Source organism: Pseudoalteromonas sp. NH0006-26, assembly GCF_057552415.1.
This window is the reverse complement of record NZ_BAAJMJ010000005.1, coordinates 179,462-200,359: the sequence shown is the minus strand read 5'-3', so window position 1 is coordinate 200,359 and position 20,898 is coordinate 179,462. Positions and strand designations below refer to the sequence as shown.

Annotated in this window: 18 protein-coding genes and 2 tRNA genes; 13 read left to right on the top strand and 7 right to left on the bottom strand. The window is 40.0% G+C overall.

Annotated features, from left to right (window positions below; translation table 11 throughout):
• The first annotated feature begins 174 nt into the window (after window positions 1-174).
• From AC27JR_RS09690 to infA, 4 genes are all read left to right on the top strand, one after another.
• Window positions 175-2,988, top strand: a complete 2,814-nt coding sequence (locus tag AC27JR_RS09690) for a bifunctional aconitate hydratase 2/2-methylisocitrate dehydratase (protein ID WP_487173449.1) — start codon at window positions 175-177, stop codon at window positions 2,986-2,988.
• A gap of 190 nt (window positions 2,989-3,178) precedes the next feature.
• Window positions 3,179-3,895 carry a leucyl/phenylalanyl-tRNA--protein transferase gene (aat, locus tag AC27JR_RS09685; protein ID WP_487173448.1) on the top strand — a complete coding sequence of 239 codons (717 nt, stop codon included), beginning with the start codon at window positions 3,179-3,181 and terminating at the stop codon, window positions 3,893-3,895.
• Entirely contained in the window at window positions 3,888-4,592 is a 705-nt protein-coding gene (locus AC27JR_RS09680) for an arginyltransferase (protein WP_290169879.1), read from the top strand. Before aat ends, AC27JR_RS09680 begins: the two co-directional genes overlap by 8 nt.
• 90 nt (window positions 4,593-4,682) lie before the next feature.
• Window positions 4,683-4,901 (top strand): translation initiation factor IF-1, encoded by a 219-nt coding sequence (gene infA, locus AC27JR_RS09675; RefSeq protein WP_002962494.1) that lies wholly within the window; start codon window positions 4,683-4,685, stop codon window positions 4,899-4,901.
• Between the two features lie 199 nt (window positions 4,902-5,100).
• On the opposite strand, the gene clpA is transcribed toward infA, so the two are convergent.
• Both clpA and clpS read right to left on the bottom strand, forming a co-directional pair.
• On the bottom strand, window positions 5,101-7,362 hold the full coding sequence (gene clpA / locus AC27JR_RS09670) for an ATP-dependent Clp protease ATP-binding subunit ClpA (RefSeq protein WP_487173447.1): 2,262 nt from the start codon (window positions 7,360-7,362) through the stop codon (window positions 5,101-5,103).
• A gap of 68 nt (window positions 7,363-7,430) precedes the next feature.
• Window positions 7,431-7,739 carry an ATP-dependent Clp protease adapter ClpS gene (clpS, locus tag AC27JR_RS09665; RefSeq protein WP_008110102.1) on the bottom strand — a complete coding sequence of 103 codons (309 nt, stop codon included), beginning with the start codon at window positions 7,737-7,739 and terminating at the stop codon, window positions 7,431-7,433.
• Window positions 7,740-7,948: 209 nt separating this feature from the next.
• On the opposite strand from clpS, the gene cspD reads away from it, so the two are divergent.
• Entirely contained in the window at window positions 7,949-8,167 is a 219-nt protein-coding gene (gene cspD, locus AC27JR_RS09660) for a cold shock domain-containing protein CspD (protein ID WP_008110104.1), read from the top strand.
• Window positions 8,168-8,621: 454 nt separating this feature from the next.
• Window positions 8,622-10,844: an NADP-dependent isocitrate dehydrogenase gene (locus AC27JR_RS09655; RefSeq protein WP_487173446.1), complete on the top strand. Its 2,223-nt coding sequence runs from the start codon at window positions 8,622-8,624 to the stop codon at window positions 10,842-10,844.
• A 110-nt stretch (window positions 10,845-10,954) separates the two neighbouring features.
• Here the strand turns inward: AC27JR_RS09655 and AC27JR_RS09650 are convergent, their stop codons facing one another.
• From AC27JR_RS09650 to AC27JR_RS09640, 3 genes are all read right to left on the bottom strand, one after another.
• The gene (locus tag AC27JR_RS09650) at window positions 10,955-12,196 is read right to left on the bottom strand and encodes an amidohydrolase family protein (protein ID WP_076920383.1); all 1,242 of its coding nucleotides are present in this window, start codon (window positions 12,194-12,196) and stop codon (window positions 10,955-10,957) included.
• Between the two features lie 12 nt (window positions 12,197-12,208).
• Entirely contained in the window at window positions 12,209-13,591 is a 1,383-nt protein-coding gene (locus AC27JR_RS09645) for an amidohydrolase (protein WP_076920382.1), read from the bottom strand.
• Window positions 13,592-13,691: 100 nt separating this feature from the next.
• On the bottom strand, window positions 13,692-14,477 hold the full coding sequence (locus AC27JR_RS09640) for a hypothetical protein (protein WP_075169343.1): 786 nt from the start codon (window positions 14,475-14,477) through the stop codon (window positions 13,692-13,694).
• A gap of 244 nt (window positions 14,478-14,721) precedes the next feature.
• On the opposite strand from AC27JR_RS09640, the gene AC27JR_RS09635 reads away from it, so the two are divergent.
• Complete coding sequence (locus tag AC27JR_RS09635; RefSeq protein WP_076920381.1) at window positions 14,722-15,084, top strand: DUF3718 domain-containing protein; 363 nt, start codon at window positions 14,722-14,724, stop codon at window positions 15,082-15,084.
• Window positions 15,085-15,186: 102 nt separating this feature from the next.
• Here the strand turns inward: AC27JR_RS09635 and AC27JR_RS09630 are convergent, their stop codons facing one another.
• Window positions 15,187-15,879 (bottom strand): DUF445 domain-containing protein, encoded by a 693-nt coding sequence (locus AC27JR_RS09630; protein ID WP_076920380.1) that lies wholly within the window; start codon window positions 15,877-15,879, stop codon window positions 15,187-15,189.
• A gap of 121 nt (window positions 15,880-16,000) precedes the next feature.
• Here AC27JR_RS09630 and AC27JR_RS09625 point away from each other — a divergent pair, with 121 nt between their 5' ends.
• Both AC27JR_RS09625 and AC27JR_RS09620 read left to right on the top strand, forming a co-directional pair.
• Entirely contained in the window at window positions 16,001-16,864 is an 864-nt protein-coding gene (locus AC27JR_RS09625; protein ID WP_487173445.1) for a fructosamine kinase family protein, read from the top strand.
• A 100-nt stretch (window positions 16,865-16,964) separates the two neighbouring features.
• Window positions 16,965-17,168, top strand: coding sequence for a CPXCG motif-containing cysteine-rich protein (locus AC27JR_RS09620; RefSeq protein WP_008464077.1), 204 nt, complete (start codon window positions 16,965-16,967; stop codon window positions 17,166-17,168).
• Here AC27JR_RS09620 and AC27JR_RS09615 read toward each other — a convergent pair.
• Window positions 17,165-17,791, bottom strand: coding sequence for a riboflavin synthase subunit alpha (locus AC27JR_RS09615; protein WP_076920378.1), 627 nt, complete (start codon window positions 17,789-17,791; stop codon window positions 17,165-17,167). The genes AC27JR_RS09620 and AC27JR_RS09615 overlap by 4 nt on opposite strands.
• Before the next feature lie 190 nt (window positions 17,792-17,981).
• On the opposite strand from AC27JR_RS09615, the gene AC27JR_RS09610 reads away from it, so the two are divergent.
• The 4 genes from AC27JR_RS09610 (at window position 17,982) to AC27JR_RS09595 (ending at window position 20,887) form a co-directional block, all read left to right on the top strand.
• On the top strand, window positions 17,982-19,337 hold the full coding sequence (locus tag AC27JR_RS09610; protein ID WP_487173444.1) for an MATE family efflux transporter: 1,356 nt from the start codon (window positions 17,982-17,984) through the stop codon (window positions 19,335-19,337).
• Complete coding sequence (locus AC27JR_RS09605) at window positions 19,315-20,364, top strand: DUF3080 family protein (RefSeq protein ID WP_487173443.1); 1,050 nt, start codon at window positions 19,315-19,317, stop codon at window positions 20,362-20,364. Before AC27JR_RS09610 ends, AC27JR_RS09605 begins: the two co-directional genes overlap by 23 nt.
• Window positions 20,365-20,600: 236 nt before the next feature.
• Window positions 20,601-20,677, top strand: a tRNA-Val gene (locus AC27JR_RS09600).
• 133 nt (window positions 20,678-20,810) lie between these two features.
• Window positions 20,811-20,887: transfer RNA gene (locus AC27JR_RS09595), tRNA-Val, on the top strand.
• Window positions 20,888-20,898 lie beyond the last annotated feature (11 nt).

Below are 20,898 nucleotides of genomic sequence, written 5' to 3'. Positions count from 1 at the left end.
GGCTTAGGTGCGATAGGATCTAAGGGTGAGCAACAAATACCGTCAAATTATATAAGTAAAACTAGCTATAATTATCGTCAGGAATAAAAGCTTTATTCATTTAGGCATTACTAGAAACTGTAAAATCAGTTAAAATGCTTAACTTCATATCAAGTAAATTACCGAGAGTTTTCTATGAGTTTGTATACAAAATATATGGAAGAAATCCAAACCCGTAAAACGGAGCTTGGATTAAGCCCACAACCAATCGATAGCGCTGAACTAGTATCAGAAATAATTAATCAAATTAAAGATACTAATAACGAGCACCGTAAAGATTCACTGCATTTCTTTATTTTTAATACTTTACCTGGAACAACCAGTGCTGCGGGCGTTAAAGCACAGTTTCTAAAAGAAATCATTTTAGGTGAAGAGCACGTTGCAGAGATCACTCCAGAATTTGCATTCGAACTACTTTCACACATGAAAGGCGGCCCATCGATTGAAATGCTAATTGATTTAGCCTTTGCTGATGACGCAAAAATCGCAGCACAAGCTGCAGAAGTACTGAAAACTCAGGTATTCTTATACGATGCAGATATGGAGCGCATAAAAGCGGCCTACGAAGCAGGTAACCCAATTGCTAAAGAATTACTAGAGAGCTTCTCAAAAGCTGAATTCTTCACAAAACTACCTGACATCGAAGAAAAAATCGAAGTAGTAACTTACATTGCTGGTGAAGGCGACATCTCAACTGATTTACTGTCTCCAGGTAACCAAGCACACTCACGTGCTGACCGTGAATTACACGGTAAATGTATGATCACTGAAGAAGCACAACAAGAAATCGTTGCCCTTCAAAAGAAACACCCTAACGCTAAAGTAATGCTTATTGCTGAAAAAGGCACCATGGGCGTTGGTTCATCACGTATGTCTGGTGTGAATAACGTAGCGCTTTGGGCTGGTAAACAAGCAAGCCCATACGTTCCTTTCATCAACATTGCACCTGTTGTTGCAGGTACAAATGGTATTGCGCCAATCTTCTTAACAACGGTTGATGTAACTGGCGGTATTGGTCTTGACCTTAAAAACTGGGTTAAGAAAGTAGATGCAGACGGCAATACAGTAACTGATGCAAATGGTGACGCAGTGCTTGAAGAAGCCTACTCTGTTGCTACTGGTACTGTGTTAACAATTAATACTAAAGAGAAGAAGCTTTATAACGGTGATAAAGAACTTGTTGATATTTCATCAGCATTCACACCGCAAAAAGTTGAATTTATGAGAGCTGGCGGTTCTTACGCAGTTGTGTTCGGTAAAAAACTACAAACGTTTGCTGCTGAAACTCTTGGCATTGAAACGCCGCTTGTTTACGCACCTTCAAAAGAAATTTCACACGAAGGCCAAGGCTTAACAGCGGTTGAAAAAATCTTTAACCGTAATGCGGTAGGTGTTCTATCAGATACGCCACTTCACGCAGGCTCAAATGTTCGCGTTAAAGTGAACATTGTTGGTTCGCAAGATACAACCGGTCCAATGACTGCACAAGAATTAGAAGCAATGGCTGCTTCAACGATTTCACCTCTTGTTGATGGTGCCTACCAGTCTGGTTGTCATACAGCATCAGTATGGGATAGCAAAGCACAAGCAAACATTCCTAAACTAATGGCGTTTATGAATAAGTTTGGTTTGATCACTGCACGTGACCCGAAAGGCGTTTACCATGCAATGACTGACGTTATTCACAAAGTATTGAACGACATTACAATTGATGATCGCGCTATCATCATTGGTGGTGACTCGCATACACGTATGTCTAAAGGCGTTGCCTTTGGTGCCGACTCAGGTACTGTTGCTGTTGCACTTGCAACGGGTGAATCAGCGATGCCAATTCCTGATTCAGTTAAAGTGACGTTTAAAGGCAAAATGGCTAAGCACATGGATTTCCGCGACGTTGTACATGCAACGCAAGCGCAAATGCTTAAGCAATTTGGTGGCGAAAACGTGTTCCAAGGTCGTATCATTGAAGTTCACATTGGTACCCTAATGGCTGACCAAGCGTTTACTTTCACTGACTGGACTGCAGAAATGAAAGCGAAAGCGTCAATCTGTATTTCAAATGATGAAACGTTAATTAAGTCAATTGAACTTGCTAAGTCACGTATCCAAATCATGATCAACAAAGGTATGGAAAACGAAGCAAAAACGCTACAAGGTCTAATCGATTTAGCCGACAAGCGTATTGCAGGTATTCAATCTGGTGAAGAGCCAGCACTTTCTCCAGACGACAACGCTAAATACCACGCAGAAGTTGTGGTTGATTTAGACCAAATCGTTGAGCCAATGATTGCCGATCCAGACGTAAATAACGATGATGTTTCTAAGCGTTATACTCACGATGTGATCCGTCCTGTTTCTTTTTACAACGACAAGCCTGTTGATTTAGGTTTTGTTGGTTCGTGTATGGTTCACAAAGGCGATATGAAAATTATTGCTCACATGCTACGTAACCTTGAAAAGAAAAACGGTTCTATCTCATTCAAAGCGCCATTAGTTGTTGCGCCACCAACATACAACATTGTTGATGAGCTTAAAGCTGAAGGCGATTGGGATATTCTTGCTAAATACGCAGGTTTTGAATTTGACGATGCAAAACCAAAAACGGCTGCACGTACTAAGTATGAAAATATCTTATACCTAGAACGTCCTGGTTGTAACCTATGTATGGGTAACCAAGAAAAAGCAGAACCTGGTGATACTGTTATCGCAACATCAACACGTCTTTTCCAAGGCCGTGTAGTAGCCGATACATCTGAGAAAAAAGGTGAGTCACTACTAGGTTCAACGCCGGTTGTAGTACTTTCTTCTGTTCTTGGTCGCTTCCCGACTATCGAAGAGTATAAGTCTGCGGTTGGAGGTATTGACCTTACATCGTTTACACCTGTTGAAGAAGCAATGACAACTAAGTTCAACGCTGGACAAGCAGTACCAGTAAAAGTGGTTAGCTAATTCTATTAGTTAGCACTTTTTAAGCTAATAATTAAAAGCGCGTTTTAAACGCGCTTTTTTTTGGCTAAAATTTACCTCACAGGAATGTAAGCCCAGCTCAACCCTATGGACAACTCAATAATTTGTGGTTTGTGATTTTAAAGCAACAGGTTACACTTTATCTTGACCATGCAGTTATTCAATCGGTGTTATGACTAAACAACTCTATCAACTCGCTACAAGCCATTTTGCTTTTCCTGATCCCAGCCATGCATTAGATGATCCAGATGGTTTGCTTGCCATTGGTGGTTGTTTATCGGTAACGCGGTTAAAAAATGCTTATTTATCTGGTATTTTTCCGTGGTTTAGTGAGCACGAGCCAATTATGTGGTGGTCACCTAGTGAACGCGGTATTGTTGAGCTTGATGACTTTCACGTTAGTAAAAGCTTACGAAAACATTTAAAAAAGCACCCGGTCACCGTAACTATTAACCATGCCTTTGAAGAAGTGATAGAAGCGTGCCGCGATCAACGCATTGATACCGATGGCACTTGGATAACCCCGCAAATGCAACAGGCGTACATTAATGCCCATCACAATGGCCTAGCTCATAGTTTAGAGGTATGGAGCGAGGGAGAGCTTGCAGGCGGCTTATATGGGATTATGCAAACAGGTGTTTTTTGTGGTGAATCAATGTTTCATCATCAAACAAATTGCTCCAAACTCGCCATGTGGGCGCTGGTTAATTGGCTTAAGCGCCATAATGCGCATTTTATTGATTGCCAATTAGAAAATCCTTATTTAATGTCGTTAGGTGCCAGCGTGATTCCACGTGAAGAATTTTTAACTAAACTTAATAAAGCACAGTGTTACACCCCAGCTGCCAGTATGTGGCAGCCACAGGAGCTAATCGCGATATATGAATGAACAACTTCCGGCTCGTATTGGCCTAAGCCAACCATTTGAATGCAGTTACTTGCCAGATCGCCAAGAGCAATTGCTGGTGATACTCGATCCAAGTTGTTATAGCAGCAATAAGTTTGAGTCGTTATTAGGATTGGGCTTTCGTCGCAGTGGTAACCAAATTTACCGTCCGCACTGCCCTATTTGCAGCGCGTGTAGTTCTGTGCGCGTTTTAGCTGATGAATTTATGCCGACAAAATCGCAAAAACGTAAACTTAACAAAGCAAAAAACCGCTTTGAGGTAAAATATTCTCAAGTTGAACGCGAACAATACTATCCACTTTACAGTAAATACATTAGCTTGCGCCACCAAGACGGTTCTATGTATCCACCTGATAAATCACAATTTCAAAGCTTTTTGTTTTGTAGCTGGTTAACCATCACCTTTATAGAGCTTTGGGATCAAGAAAACTTAGTGGCCGTTGCTGTAACTGATTGTATGGACAACGCTATTTCGGCTATTTATACATTTTTTGACCCTGACTACGAACACTTTAGTTTAGGCACTGTAATGATATTACAGCAGCTTAAATTTGCTAAACAGCAGCGCAAACAGTTTGTTTATTTAGGCTATCAAATAGATGAATGTGACAAAATGAAGTATAAAACCCAGTTTTTACCCGCCCAAAAACAGCTCAATGACCAGTGGGTGGCTATTTAATTTACAAAAATAGCCCCTGCGCCTTTACTTATTGGCGTATTTTGGGCAAAATCTGCAGCGTTTAACTATTAAAGAGGTGTTACGCTAAACATGGCGAAAGAAGACGTAATCGAAATGCAAGGGACAGTCCTTGATACTTTACCAAATACAATGTTCCGAGTTGAGCTAGAAAATGGTCACGTAGTTGTGGCTCATATTTCAGGTAAAATGCGCAAAAACTATATCCGTATTTTAACCGGCGATAAAGTAACGGTAGAAATGACTCCTTACGATTTATCGAAAGGTCGTATCGTATTCCGTGCTCGCTAAGTAAGTGCGTAAACGAGATTTAGTTTTTGGCTAGTGAAAACTAGCTTTAAGCGTTTATTAAATGTAATTAATGGTAGTAGCCAGTAATTACATTTAATAAACAAAAAACCCAGCCTTTGCTGGGTTTTTTGTTGCCTATTTCTTTGGCAAATAAAAAAGCCTGCACAAAGCAGGCTTTTTAAATTACTAACCTTCTAGGTTAGGCCGGCGTTAAGTCACTCTCGTAATCAAAACGCAGCTTTTTATCTTTAACCGATACTTTTACCGTACCGCCAGAAATTAGCTCACCAAACAGTATTTCGTTAGCCAATTGCTTTTTAAGTTCTTCTTGGATAACACGTGCCATAGGGCGCGCGCCCATTGCTTTGTCATAGCCTTTATCAGCCAACCACTCACGTGCTTTAGAAGTAAGCTCAAGGTTAACTGACTTCTTATCAAGTTGCGCTTGTAACTCAACAACAAATTTATCAACCACTTGCAAAATAACTTCTTTATCGAGGTGGTTAAACCAAATAATGTTATCTAAGCGGTTTCTAAATTCTGGTGAGAATACTTTATTAATTTCACCCATTGCATCATGTGTGTGATCTTGCTCACTAAAGCCAATCGACTTACGTGTTGTTTCTTGTACGCCGGCATTGGTCGTCATCACCACTACTACGTTTCTAAAGTCGGCTTTACGGCCATTATTATCAGTTAGCGTACCGTGATCCATAACTTGTAAAAGAATGTTGTAGATATCTGGATGCGCTTTTTCAATTTCATCCAGTAATACCACCGCATGTGGATTTTTAATCACCGCTTCTGTTAATAAGCCGCCTTGCTCAAAACCTACATAACCCGGAGGCGCACCGATTAAACGGCTCACCGCATGGCGCTCAACATATTCAGACATATCAAAACGAATAAACTCAACACCCATGCACTTAGCTAATTGCTTGGTAACCTCTGTTTTACCTACCCCTGTTGGGCCTGCAAATAAGAATGAACCAACCGGTTTGTTCTCGTTCGCTAAACCTGAGCGAGATAAACGAATAGCAGAAGTTAATGCATCAATAGACTGATCTTGCCCAAACACCAGCATTTTTAAATTACGGTCTAAGTTTTTAAGCGTTTCTTTATCAGACGATGATACATTTTGTGGCGGAATACGTGCCATTTTAGACACAATCATCTCAATATCAGATACACCAATGGTTTTTTTACGTTTAGACGTAGGCAGTAAACGTTGGCTTGCGCCCGCTTCATCAATCACATCAATTGCTTTATCAGGCAAATGACGTTCATTAATGTACTTAGCACTAAGCTCTGCGGCTGCTTTTAACGCCTTTTGTGTATAACGAATACCATGGTGAGCTTCGTAACGCTCTTTTAAGCCGTTAAGAATTTTAGTGGTGTCTTCAACGCTAGGTTCAAGCACATCAATTTTTTGAAAGCGACGTACCAAGGCACGATCTTTTTCAAAAATATTCTTATACTCGCCGTAAGTCGTTGAACCCATACAACGTAATTGCCCACTTGAAAGTAGCGGTTTAATTAAGTTTGAGGCATCCATTACCCCACCTGATGCAGCACCTGCACCAATGATGGTGTGAATTTCATCAATAAATAAAATAGAGCCTGGTTTAGCTTGCAGCTCTTTTAATAAGCTTTTAAAGCGCTTCTCAAAATCGCCTCGGTATTTGGTACCGGCAAGTAACGCGCCCATATCTAAAGAGTATACAACCGCATCAGCAATGACTTCAGGCACTTGTTCGTTAACAATTCGATAGGCTAAACCCTCGGCAATGGCAGTTTTACCTACGCCGGCTTCACCAACCAGTAATGGGTTATTCTTTTTACGACGACACAGTACTTGTACCGTGCGCTCTACTTCACTGTCACGTCCAACAAGCGGGTCAATGTTACCCTCTTTAGCCTGTATATTAAGGTTCGTAGTAAAGCTGTCGAGCTTGCTCGCTTCTTCACTGGCCACCTCTTGAACTTCTTCATGTATATCGTCGGTGTCATCGCCTAATTCGTCGTCACCTTTGGCAATCCCATGAGAAATAAAGTTAACAATATCAAGACGAGAAATATCATTCTTTTTAAGTAAATACACGGCTTGGCTTTCTTGTTCAGAAAAAATAGCCACCAGCACATTCACGCCGGTTACTTCATTTTTACCCGAAGATTGCACATGAAATACCGCGCGCTGTAATACACGCTGAAAACCAAGCGTTGGTTGAGTTTCGCGTTCTTCTTCTAAATCGGGAATAACCGGTGTGGTTTCATCAATAAATTCAAGTAACTCTGTTTTTAATCCAGAAACGTCAACACCACACGCATTGAGCGCTTCTCCAGCTGATGGATTGTCGAGTAGAGCGAGTAAAAGATGCTCTACGGTCATAAACTCATGACGACGTGTACGCGCTTCACGAAACGCGGTGTTCAAAGTTAGTTCTAAGTCTTTATTTAGCATTGGCAACCCCTTACAGAGATAATAATTTTATACCGCACTTCAAAGATGAAAGTTCACCTTTGTGGTATTTATTCCTGCTCACAACTACATAGCAGTGGATGCTCGTTATCCCTTGAGTAGCGGTTAACTTGCTCAGCCTTGGTATGTGCTACATCGGCGCTGTAAACACCACATATGCCCTTACCTTGCTGATGTATTTGCAGCATCACATCAGTTGCTCTATCGCTATCCATATTAAAAAACGTCATTAAGATCTCTATTACAAAATCCATCGGCGTGTAATCATCGTTGTTTAACACAACTTTATATTTTCGCGGTGGCTGCAACTTTTGCTTTTCACTATCGCGAACGGTGTCGATAACACCAGAATCTTTCATACCACTCATAATTAAATATAGTCTTGTCTTTGTAACTCAAGCAAACTTGAATAAAAAAATAAATAAAATGTTAAAAAATAACCTAAAACACTTGACTGGTTGCTTAAATAAACTACAGTCAAATGGTGATTGATTAAACCTTAGTCAGTCTAGCAAACAATACAGTTTAGGATAACTAAATTAGTCAACTTATAGAAGGATGTAGAAGTATGGCTTGTGGTAAAGTCAAATGGTTCAACAACGCCAAAGGTTTTGGTTTCATCGTAGAAGACGGTTGCGAGAACGACATTTTTGCTCATTACTCCACTATTGTAATGGACGGATACAAGACACTTAAAGCTGGTCAAGATGTTACCTTCGAATTACAACAGGGCCCTAAAGGTCTACACGCTACTAATATAGCCCCTAACGGCGATATTATAGAGTGATTGTAAATATGAGACTAAAGCGAGCGACCTGTTTAGATCCTCGCTTAATTCCCTAAAAATCCCTAACCACTTCAATATAAATTGCCTCATTGTGTGTTAATTCAACCCCACTCCTTGATTTTATTTTATCTACCCCAATAATTTCAGTATTAGGTGTTTAACTGCTGGCGTTTAGCGCGTAATCCTAGCCCTTTTTAGCCAAGCTTGTTACACTCTTTATCCTGTAAAACGTAATTACTTTAGCCTAATGGCTAGTTTGTATTTACATAAATTTTAGTTATAAAAGACACTAGTCCGTCAGGTGTGATTATTCTCACCTTGTTTAGGTTATACGAGTACCAACACCTAACAGACTACTCATTGCATATATTAATGCTTTATTTATAAGGTATTAGGCGATGATTTCTTTGCATTGTTGAATTTGGCCAATGCGGCCTACTATCTAGGAATGATGATGACATCAAAAATTATCTATACAAAAACGGACGAAGCTCCGGCATTAGCAACTTATTCGTTGTTACCTATTATCCAAGCGTACACAAATGCGGCAGGTGTTGAAGTTGAAACACGCGACATCTCATTAGCTGGTCGTGTAATTGCGAGCTTCCCGGATTACCTAACAGAAGAACAACGCATTGGTGATGCACTTGCAGAACTTGGCGAAATGGCAAAAACACCTGAAGCTAACATCATTAAATTACCAAACATCAGTGCCTCAGTTCCACAACTTCGCGCTGTAATTAAAGAGCTTCAAGAAAAAGGTTATGCACTTCCAGAATACCCGGTTGAACCTAAAAACGATGAAGAAAAAGCTATTCAAGCAGCCTACGACAAAATTAAAGGTAGCGCAGTAAACCCAGTTCTTCGTGAAGGTAACTCTGACCGTCGCGCACCAAGTTCAGTAAAAGAATATGCGCGTAATAACCCGCATTCAATGGGTGCATGGAGCAAAGATTCTCAATCATATGTTGCAAGCATGGAAGAAGGTGATTTCTTTGGCTCTGAACAGTCAGTAACTGTTGATGAAGCAACGGATGTTCGTATTGAACACGTAGCGGCTAATGGCGATATCACAGTACTTAAGCAAAGCACGCCATTACTTGCTGGTGAAGTAATTGATGCATCACGTATTAGTGCTGCGAAATTACAAGCATTCTTAGAAGCCGAAATTAATGCAGCGAAAGAAAAAGGCGTGTTATTTTCGCTTCATATGAAAGCAACCATGATGAAAGTATCTGATCCAATCATCTTTGGTCACGCTGTAAAAGTATTCTACAAAGACGTTTTTGCAAAACACGGTGCACTCTTTGAAGAGCTAGGTGTTGATGTAAACAACGGTTTAGGCGATGTGTACTCTAAAATTCAAACATTAGATGACGCTAAGCGCGAAGAAATTGAAGCAGACATTCAAGCTGTTTACACTAACCGCCCTGCTATCGCCATGGTTGATTCTCATCGTGGTATTACAAACTTACACGTACCAAGTGACGTGATCATCGATGCTTCTATGCCTGCTGCAATTCGTTCAAGCGGTCAAATGTGGAATAAAGACGATAAATTACAAGACACAAGCTTTGTAATTCCAGATCGTTGTTACTCTGGCGTTTACCAAGCAACAATTGATTTTTGTAAAGAGCACGGTGCTTTTGATCCTACGACTATGGGTAGCGTACCAAACGTTGGCCTTATGGCTCAAAAAGCGGAAGAATACGGCTCACATGACAAAACATTTGAAGCAAAAGCTGACGGTACTATTCGTGTTGTTGACACAAATGGCAATACGTTACTTGAGCACAGTGTTGAGCAAGGTGATATCTGGCGCATGTGTCAGGTTAAAGATGCACCAATTCAAGATTGGGTTAAACTTGCAGTAAACCGCGCTCGCGCAACTGGTAATCCGGCTATTTTCTGGTTAGATGCAGAACGTGCACACGATGCTGAGCTAATCAAAAAAGTGAATAAATACCTGCCAGATCACGACACTGCTGGCCTAGATATTCAAATTTTATCGCCAATGGATGCAACCTTATTCTCACTAGCACGCATCAAAGAAGGTAAAGACACGATTTCTGTAACAGGTAACGTATTACGTGATTACCTAACAGATTTATTCCCAATTTTAGAATTGGGTACTAGTGCTAAAATGCTTTCAATTGTGCCACTAATGAATGGCGGTGGTTTATTTGAAACAGGTGCCGGTGGTTCTGCTCCTAAGCACGTTCAACAATTTGAAAAAGAAAACCATTTACGTTGGGATTCTTTAGGTGAGTTCTTAGCACTTGCTGCGTCACTTGAGCACCTAAGCACGACAACAGGTAACAACAAAGCACAAGTACTTGCTGATACGCTTGATAAAGCAACAGGCACATTCCTAGCTGAAAACAAGTCGCCTTCACGTAAAGTAAAAGAAATTGATAACCGTGGTTCTCATTTCTTCTTATCTTTATTCTGGGCTCAAGAACTTGCTAAGCAAAATGAAGATAGCGAGCTTAAAGCGCAATTTACACAAATTGCTAGCGACCTTGAAACCAACAAAGAGCAAATTGTTAACGAGCTAAACGATGCACAGGGCCCTGCAATGAACATTGGCGGATACTTCCAGCCAAATGACGATGCAGCCTTTAAAGCAATGCGTCCAAGCACAACATTTAACGAGATTTTATCTAAACTAGTATAAATCAGTTAAATGAACGAAAAGGCGCTCACAGAGCGCCTTTTTTGTGCTTAGGCGAAAGGTGTTCATAAAAAAGGCCGCTAATGCGGCCTTTTAAATTCAACTTAAAAAGTTTATTTTGTGTATGCGCGTGGCATGTTCGATTCTGTTGTATAGCGCTCACGCAGTTTATCTTGGCGAGATTCAGTACTAACCTCAACACCATTGATAAACATTTTATTCACGTGGCTGCTCAGCTCAAACGGGTCGTTACTCCACATAACAACATCAGCGGCTTTACCTACTTCTAAGCTACCGGCATTAATACCAAATACATCAGCTACATTCGAGGTCATGGCTTTTAATGCGCCTTGTTGACTCATACCGTAAGACACTGCATTACCGGCATCGTAGCGAAGCTGGTAAACATTGTGACTTGCGTCACCACCCACAGTTAATAGCACTTTAACACCGGCTTTTTCTAGTATTCCGGCATTATTTAAGCTTGCATTAAGTGAGTCGAAGCTACCTGGTAAATTATCCATAGCACTGATAATCACCGGAATGCCAGCTTTAGCGATTCGATCTTTAACTACAACGGCATCTTGCACACCATTAAGTACAATATTGATACCAAATTGCTGTTTTACTTTTATTAATTCAACAATATCTGCTGCACGCGATACACTGATCAGTACCGGCATGTCACCTTTAAGTACTTTAGCCATTATGGTGTCTTCAGCACTTGGCTTAGCATCGTCTTTTTTGGCTTCTTTGCTTGCTTTAGTTTGATGCTCATCTAATTTTTTAATGAGCGTTTGCAGGGTAAAAGCACGAGAGCCTTTGCTACGCTCACCCAAATGAACCACTAGTGCTGCTTGCTTTTTATTTACGCTTTCAAAGCTGCCGCTTAAATCGACAACACTTGCTAGGCCTGCAAAAATACTGTCACCACCGTACGGGGTGATCAAATCGCGAGTAATACCACCTTTACGTGCATAAGGGATTAAAGTTGAACGAGGGTTAAATGCCAAGCTTGCATCAAAATCAATACCTGCTTTTTCTTCTCCTGCATCGCGAGAACCGGCAACCGCACCTACTTCAACTAAGCCAAGTTGATTTACACTGGCAATAAAACCTGGGGTCACTATTTGACCTTTAGCATCAATAACTTTGTCAGCTTTAACATCGCTAGGGTTAATGGCAGTGATTTTGCCATCATTCATAACTATGCTAGCTCCTTCTAATACACCTTGCTCTGAAGATGTATGCAAAGTTGCATTAATAATTGCCAGTGACTCTGCGCTCACGGTACCCGATGCTAAAAGCCCTGCAGCAACCAGAGAAAGCGAAAACGAACGTGATAATTTTTTCATTCTGGGTGCTCCTTATTGTTGACCTAACATAAAATCACTTTGTGCTTGGAATGCGCTATCGTTTCTATCGTAAACTTTTGCACCATCAACAAACACTTGCTCTGCTTTTGCATAAACACTAAATGGGCTTTGATTCCAAATAACAACATCACCTTGTTTGCCTGCTTCAAGTGAGCCTGTTTTATCTTCAATGCCTAACGATTTAGCGGCGTTAGCTGTGATCCACTTAATTGCATGCTGCTCAGAAATATCAAACCCATTTTGGTTTGCACTGTACATTACTTTAGCCGCTTCTTGGTTTAAACGTTGAATCGTGGTGTCAGAATCTGAGTGCACAACGGCACATGAGTTTTTAACGGCATCAACAATAGCTACGTTCTCTTGCACCATATCGTAGGCTTCCATTTTAAAGCCCCACCAGTCTGGCCAAAGTGCAGCACACGAGCCGTTTTCAGCCAGTAAATCAGCAATTTTATAGGCTTCAATTCCGTGGTGGAATGTGCCGGCATGGTAATTAAACTCTTTTGAAAGGTCGATCATCATCGCCATTTCTTCTGCTTTGTAGCAGTGATTATGAATACGAACGTCACCTTCTAAAACACCGCGTAATGTATCGTATTTAATATCGCGATGTGGAGCTTCTGGGTTTTTACCCGCAGCGTAATCAGCATCGTATTTATCCCACTCACGCTTATATTCTTGCGCGCCAATCCATGCTGTGCGATAACCTGCCATATTACCCATACGTGTCATCGGCAATACACCTTTTCGACCGTAAACACGTTTAGGATTTTCACCACAGGCCATTTTTAAACCGTATGGCGCATCAGGAAATTTCATCCCTTGCATGGTGTGAGCCGGTACATTTTTAAGCGTAACGCCGCGTCCACCAAATAAATTAGCTGAACCAGGTAATATTTGTAATGACGTAATACCGCCTTCACGTGCACGATTAAAACCTGGATCTTGTGGCCAAATTGAATGCTCAACCCATACTTCTGCCGTATTAGGGCTGGTCATCTCGTTACCATCTTGATGAGACTCAACCGATGGATTTGGATAAGCACCTAAATGTGAATGAACGTCAATAATGCCTGGTGTTACCCATTTACCTTGCGCGTCAATAGTGGTGTCTGCATTAGCGGTTAAATCTTTACCAACTTGCTGCACTTTACCGTCAACAATCAGTACGTCCGCTTCATCTAAACGCTCACCTGTACCTGTTAATACAGTTGCATTCGTGATCAAGGTACTTGATGTCGCGACTGGCTGATAAGTACTTGGGTATGGGTTTTTATTAATGGTTACTTTGTCATCTTGTGGGCCGCTTTCTTGGCAACCAACAAGTGCTGCTGCTAAACCAACAGCTAACAATGAGGGAGCAAATTTTTGCATGTTTTTAGGTTCTCCTGTTTTTTTACTACTTTAGCGAAAGCAAACGCATAAAGCTAAAAAAACAGGTGAAAAGGCGGTTATTTAAGGTGAGTTTCTGTAATTATTTTTTTATATAATTGTTATAAAGCTTATCCAGAGCTCCTTCGGTGGTGAGCGATGGATCTTTACTGATAAAGTGTTTAACCGTTCGGGTTACAAAATCTGAGTTTTGCTTATGTAATTTTGAAAAATCTTTAATCAATGTATTACCATCTTTTGCGGCTGTGACTTTATCATGACGATGTCTGTATTGGCTCAATGCCTTATTAAAATCACCTTGATAGTCTTCCACCAAAATTTTATAAAAATCACTTTTTTGCACCTTTAAAACATTAATGCAATAGTTAAGCGCTTCTTTAAAGTCGGTAAATACAGTGCCTTCTACATCAAACTCTTTGGTTTTTTCACGCACTGTGACACGTGCTTCCTCAGTGGCGTAACTAAACCCCGTAAAAGCGAGTCGCTCAGCAGCTTCTTTACCGAGTTTCATACCGGCTTGAATACTATGAGCAAATTCATCACTCATGTCAGCGAGTTCGTTTTCTTCCCACATGTTGTAAACACGCAAAGGCTTTGCATACTTATTAGATAATTTCTTTTTAAGTTTGCTAAATCGCTCATCAATGGTCATTAATCGCTCATTGTGAAGTAATGCATGGCATTCGTAACAGGCTGCAATGGCAACAAAGTCAGCTTCTTCACCTAGATCAATAATACTTTGTAGCATATGCAATGGCGGGCAATGATCGCGCTCTGTTGCCTCACAGCCGCAATAAAAACATTGGTTAAAATGCTGTTGCTCACACGCATAGGCTTGCTGGTAGTAACTGGCTAACGTTTTATTCACAATTGCGCTCCAAAAAGATAAAATGCCACAAATTTAGGGCGCGATAATAACAGTCTGAAAAAATATTTCAGTAGGAAAACGTTAAACTGTGTCAAAAATAAATTATTTATGAGCAACTTTTCATACACCTACAAAATAGCACAATTTACATACACATTTTCTTACAGCTTGTCCCATTCAGTTAACAACGTTTTGGCTACATTAAGCAATACTTAAGTTGCACATAAACAAAGAGGCAAACACAATGATTTCTCTTAAAGCAACACTATATTCAACTGTATTATTAGGCGCAGCAACATTAACAGCACCTGTAATGGCAACCACATTTATTGCCGCTGACTCATCACCTGGTACACAAGCTTGTATGGCAGTTGCATCTAACAAAAGACTGACACTTCACAGAACCATAAAAGATCTGCGTATTAGTAAACATGTAATTAGTAAAAAATTACTCTGTAATGATTTATCAGTGGGTGATTTTGTAGCGCTCTATGATTTAAACAAATCAGCACGATTTTTAAATATGGAAACGTCTACCAGTACATCAATAAGAGATTTAGCGAAAGTAAACAAACCGCTTGTGGTTATTATGGCGGGGTCTAAATAACCTGAGTTCTAATTAAAAAATCGTGAGTTTTAAATGCGTTTAATTTACTCGAGTCAAACACGTTAAGCAGGATCTACATACCTGCTTAACGTGTATTTATTATTAAATAAGCGCTGCCAACAAACCAAATAAGCCACCAAATACTCCACCCCACACAACGAGCCAGCCTAAGTGCTCGCGGATCATGGTTTGAATTATTTCTTTTACCATTTTAGGGGTGAGTTCATCTAGGCGTTCATCCACTAACTTAAGCACCGTGTTATGCAAACTTTCCGCGTTATTGCCTTGGGTTAACATGTCGCTTAATAGTATTTTAAAATCGTCGGTGTCGCTTATTTGCACGAGTGATGATTGCATTTTTTCAATAAACTTTTCTCGCATTGGCTCAACGGCTTCAGTGCCACCAAACATTGCAAGCATGCTACCAAATTGTGATTGTTCAATAACCACTAACAAATTATCGAATGCAGGGTTTAAATCCACTTTATAAATGACTGATTCAAAATCTATCGTTGGTTGAGCCTTACTTAGAAGCTTATCGATTTTATTCTCAGAGAAGAACTCAGTAAGTATTAAATTTCTTATTGCTACTTTAAAGCTTTCAAACTTAAGCGCAATTACACCTGATCCATATAAAAACGGCACTTTTTCGAACAGCATATGAATAGCGAGTAAATTTGTAACCGCACCAGAGAGTGCAAATAAGCCCACCGAAAGTACAATGGCTTGATCAAATACAAAACCAAAAACAACGCAACATGCTGCTAATAGGTTAGTGATAAAACTTTTATTCATTTTTATTCCATTTCAGTGATTTGTATCAGAAATTGATAGTCTTAATTTTACACCGATTAATTTGTTTATTTAATCCCTTTTTGCCATAGTTTATTTATAGGTTTAAAAGGTGACTATTGTTATGTGGAAAACAATCAATCAACAGATCAGCCAAGCTATCCATTACGATTTTAAACACACCCATAAACGTCAGTTGCAAAACACATCAACCGATAAGTTGTTTCACTTAAGCGATGGCAAGCACAATTATTTAGTTAAAATTGCGCAAAAAAATGAGCTAGAGCGCTTTGAAGCTCAAGCTCAAGGTTTAAAACAGCTTACTCAAAACAGTGTTTTTATGGTGCCCGACTGTATTACTACTGGGGCCAATATAGAATACGCCTTTATTGTATTAGAGTGGCTTACACTTGATGACCTTCCCCACACCCATTGGTCAACGATGGGTGAACATCTTGCCATGTTACATCAAAAACACCAGCAAGCGATGTTTGGTTTTGATACCGACAATTATTTAAGCTCAACACTTCAACCTAATCAGTGGCATAAAAAATGGGATGTTTTTTTTGCAGAAGAACGTATTGGTTGGCAATTACAACTTTTAGCTGAAAAAAACATTATGTTGGCAGACTCAGAGCAACTAATAAATCAGGTAAAGGAGCAACTGCATAGTCATCATGTTTTACCCTCATTATTACATGGCGATTTTTGGCGCGGTAACCTGGGCTTTGTGAATAACATTCCGACATTATTTGACCCAGCCTGCTATTACGGTGATCGGGAGGTAGATATTGCTATGAGTGAACTCTATGCCCCCTTACCTGAGGAGTTTTATAGTGCCTACAATCAACACTATCCTTTAGCTCAGGGTTATGAGCAACGTAAGCTTGTTTACCAGCTTTACCCTATTTTAAACAACGCCAACATTTATGCTGGGCATTATCTAAATCAGGCCAAAGAGCACGTTGATAAACTACTAAACTACTAAACTTAAATAAATGCAGTAAACAAAATATAAGCACTATAATCAGAGTAAGCCCGTTGTGTGCTACCCACGTAAAATAACTTAGTTTTTATGAGGTGTTATTATGAAAGACTTTTTATCACAACGTATCGCATGCCCACATTGTGGACACCATATTCATTTAGATCTTGATGCTAGTATGGGCGACCAAGACTACTATGAAGAATGTAGCGCCTGTTGTAACCTTATTCATTTGAACATGCATATAGACTATGCACGTAATAAGTTAGAGTTACATGTGGACAGCGATGACGAACAAATATTTTAGCTATGTTGGCGCATGTAGTTTTCAACGGTGTTTATAATTGTATAGGTTTGCTGGTCGACTTCAATATTGAACTCATCACCCACAACGGCTTCACCTAAATTAGTAATATCGAGTGTTTCTGGTATTAAATGCAGCCAAAAGCCTTTCTCATCAATATTTCCCACCGTTAAACTGGCACCATTAACAGATACAAAGCCTTTGTATAATACATATTTTTGCCATTTTTGTGGCAGGCTAAGCTGTATTTTGTAGTTGTTTTCTAACTTAACTATTTGCGCAATTTTGGCAGTACAGTGGATATGTCCAGATACTATATGCCCACCTAACTCAGTTCCAAACGATACTGAACGCTCATAATTAACTAAACTACCCAATTCCAGTTGCCCAAGATTAGTAAGCTGCAGGGTTTCATCAATAACATCAAAATGCACTTGAGCAACCACATCGTGATTACTTAGCTCTACTTTTACCACCGTCAAACAGCAGCCGTTTATAGCAATGCTGGCACCTAAGTCTAAATGCTTCACGTATTGCTCATTGACAGAAACTACCAAGCGTAACACGCCCTGTGCATGGGTTTTAGAAACTACCGTTGCTTGAGTTTGAATAATACCGGTAAACATAAAAATCGCTTCTATTTCTAACAAAGTGCTAGTTTAACGTATCAAAAGGCAAAATCATTCACTTAATAGTACTTATTGATGGTTATTTTCACCGCCAAGATGAATTAAATACAAACACCGACCACCAGCATAGCTTGGCAGATCACAATAGATTACAATGCGAATATGTTTTTCTGAATAGCTGTTTTTTATGACTTTTTGTAGTTGGGAAGCCAAACGTTTACTTTCCCTCGCGGTTCCCGTTTTTTTAGCACAAGTAACTTTAGTATTAATGTCGGTGGTTGATACCATAATGGCCGGACAAGTGAGCCCTACCGATTTAGCAGCACTGTCAATTGCTACAGGAATATGGAACCCCATTTTATTAGCAATACAAGGTATTCTATTAGCATTAACAGGCGTTATTGCCCAATTTGCGGGTGCTAAAGATCGTAACGGCATCAGCCATTATTTTCAGCAAGCCCTTTATTTAACCCTCCTGTTAAGTATTGCTGGTTTTAGTGCAGCCCAGCTTGCCAATACCGTTATTTTACAGCTAGATACCAGCCCTGCGATTGCTGGACTTGCTTTTGACTACATTCATTTTGTTAAATGGGGTGTGTTTGGCTTTTTAATTTTTACCGTTTACAGAAATATGACCGAAGGCATGGGGATGACCAAGCCCGCATTTTATATCAGCCTATTGGGGCTTGCGGTAAATATTCCACTCAATTATATTTTTATCAATGGCTTATTTGGCCTACCAGCATTTGGCGGAGCCGGTTGTGGTATTGCTACCGCACTCGTATTTACTGTTATGGCGATTGCTCAGGTGACTTATTGCCAACTCAGTAAAAAAATAGATGCTAAAGGCTTATTAGCTGGCTTTGAAAAACCTAACTTTAAAACCATAGGTATTATTACCAAACTCGGTATTCCTATATCACTGGCGACATTTTTTGAAGTGACCTTGTTTGCCTGTATACCTTTATTTATTGCGCACTTAGGTGCTGTAGCCGTGTCTGGCCATCAAATTGCAGCCAGTGTTACTGCACTATTATTTATGATGCCTCTGAGCCTCTCAATTGCAATTAGCATACGAATTGGTAATTTATTTGGGCAAAATCATTTAGATCAATTAAAAGTAGCGGTATCGACAAGTTATATTATGGCAGCGATGGTTGCTTTGTTTGTTGCTTTTATTACTTTTATAGGTCGCGATGTGATCAGCCAACTTTATAGCGATAGCCCTGCGGTACTCGCACTTGCTTCATCTATTATGATTTTAGCCTGTATTTACCAACTTCCTGATGCATTACAAGTAGCTGCAAATGGTATATTGAGAGGCTTAAAGCACACCGCGCCAATTTCTTATATTACTTTTATCTCTTACTGGTTAATCGGCTTTAGTTTAGGCTACGTATTAGCAAGAACAGACTTAATAGTGCCAGCAATGGGCCCGCATGGATTCTGGATAGGTATCATCGTTGGCTTATCAGTAGCAGCTATACTGCTAATGCTGACAGTGCATAGGCGATTTAAACGTGAACCATTTATTCTCTCTTAAACAATCTAAAAATAACACACTGCCACTTAGTTGGTTACTGGCAGTGTGTTGTGCATTTCTTATTGGCTGCACAGAGCAGCCTAGTGAGGCAAATAAAACTTATTTGTCTCGCTTAAGTAATACTTTGCAAGTTCCCGAGCCGAACACAAACTCACTGCAACAACTCTCTTTAGTTGCGCCTACAAGCACCTTTCAACCTGCTATTAAAATTGGCATAACTGAACTTGCTGGTATTAGCCAATGTAAACTGAACGTTCTAATAAGCGAGCATAATAATCAATTAGGTAAAACAGCCACCGCTGCCAGCCAATTGAAGTACCAAATAGATTTTATTCAAAGCGCGCAAAACTGTTTAAATACCTTGGATAAACAAAGCAAGATTTACAACAAAATTGCAGCGGCAAAAACTCAAAAACAAGCCCAACTCACTCAGTTTTTCAACAACACTTTATATAATGAGCCAGAGCTCAATCGCACTTGGCAACTAACTGGTCAAGAGCTCAGCACCCAACCAGCAGGATTTAGCGACACGGTTGAGGCACTAAAAAAACTCACCACTATAAAACAGCAAATAGAAACTCAAAATAGTATTGCAATTAACAGCAGTGATATTTTGTTAGCGCTTGAGCCGCTCAACAGATACAAATTTGACCAACAACTTATTCAAGCCGCGCGCGAACAAATTAGCTTAAATCATACCGCAACCCAATTTGTAAATACTTTAACGCTTGAAGATATATGCCCAAAAGGTAAAAACAAGCAGCAGGCTAAAATTATCAGTAATATATTTAATAAATATTACTTAAAACAAATTCAGCCTTATCAGGCGCAGTTGAGTGGCTATTTAGAAACATTGCAGCCGCTGTATGTGCAGCTGTGGTTTAATCAAGCAGTAAGTAGTGAAGAAATAAATGCCCTACTTGACCCAAACGCAAAAAACTTACTCGCTCAGCTAAAATCGTCAGCAAAAGAGCATGTTATCTGGTGGCAAAAATTTTATAAAACGTGTGAAATCAGTCCAATATGAATAAAAAAACGGCAAATAAACTCAAATAACATAAACATGCTTGATTCACTCCCCATCACGCTATATATTAGCGACCGTTGTTAAGCAATTAACAATTCTTAAATACATGCAGTACGACTGTAGCTCAGATGGGCGAGATTGGACCGAAGCGAAGCTTCGCAGCCGAACGAGGTGGAGGCAGGACGCCGACAGGATGAAGCTTCATGGATGAATTAAATAGTATGTAAACTTATAGTACGACTGTAGCTCAGTTGGTTAGAGCACTACCTTGACATGGTAGGGGTCGGTGGTTCGAATCCACTCAGTCGTACCAAAATTAGTATAGAATGTATTTGAAGTACGTTGAAGGAAAGAGCACTACCTACTCTTGATCACCCGGTCCAAAGGTCGGTGGTTCGAATCCACTCAGTCGTACCAAAATTAGTAAAAAATGTATTTAAAATTGTACGACTGTAGCTCAGTTGGTTAGAGCACTACCTTGACATGGTAGGGGTCGGTGGTTCGAATCCACTCAGTCGTACCAATTCAAAAACA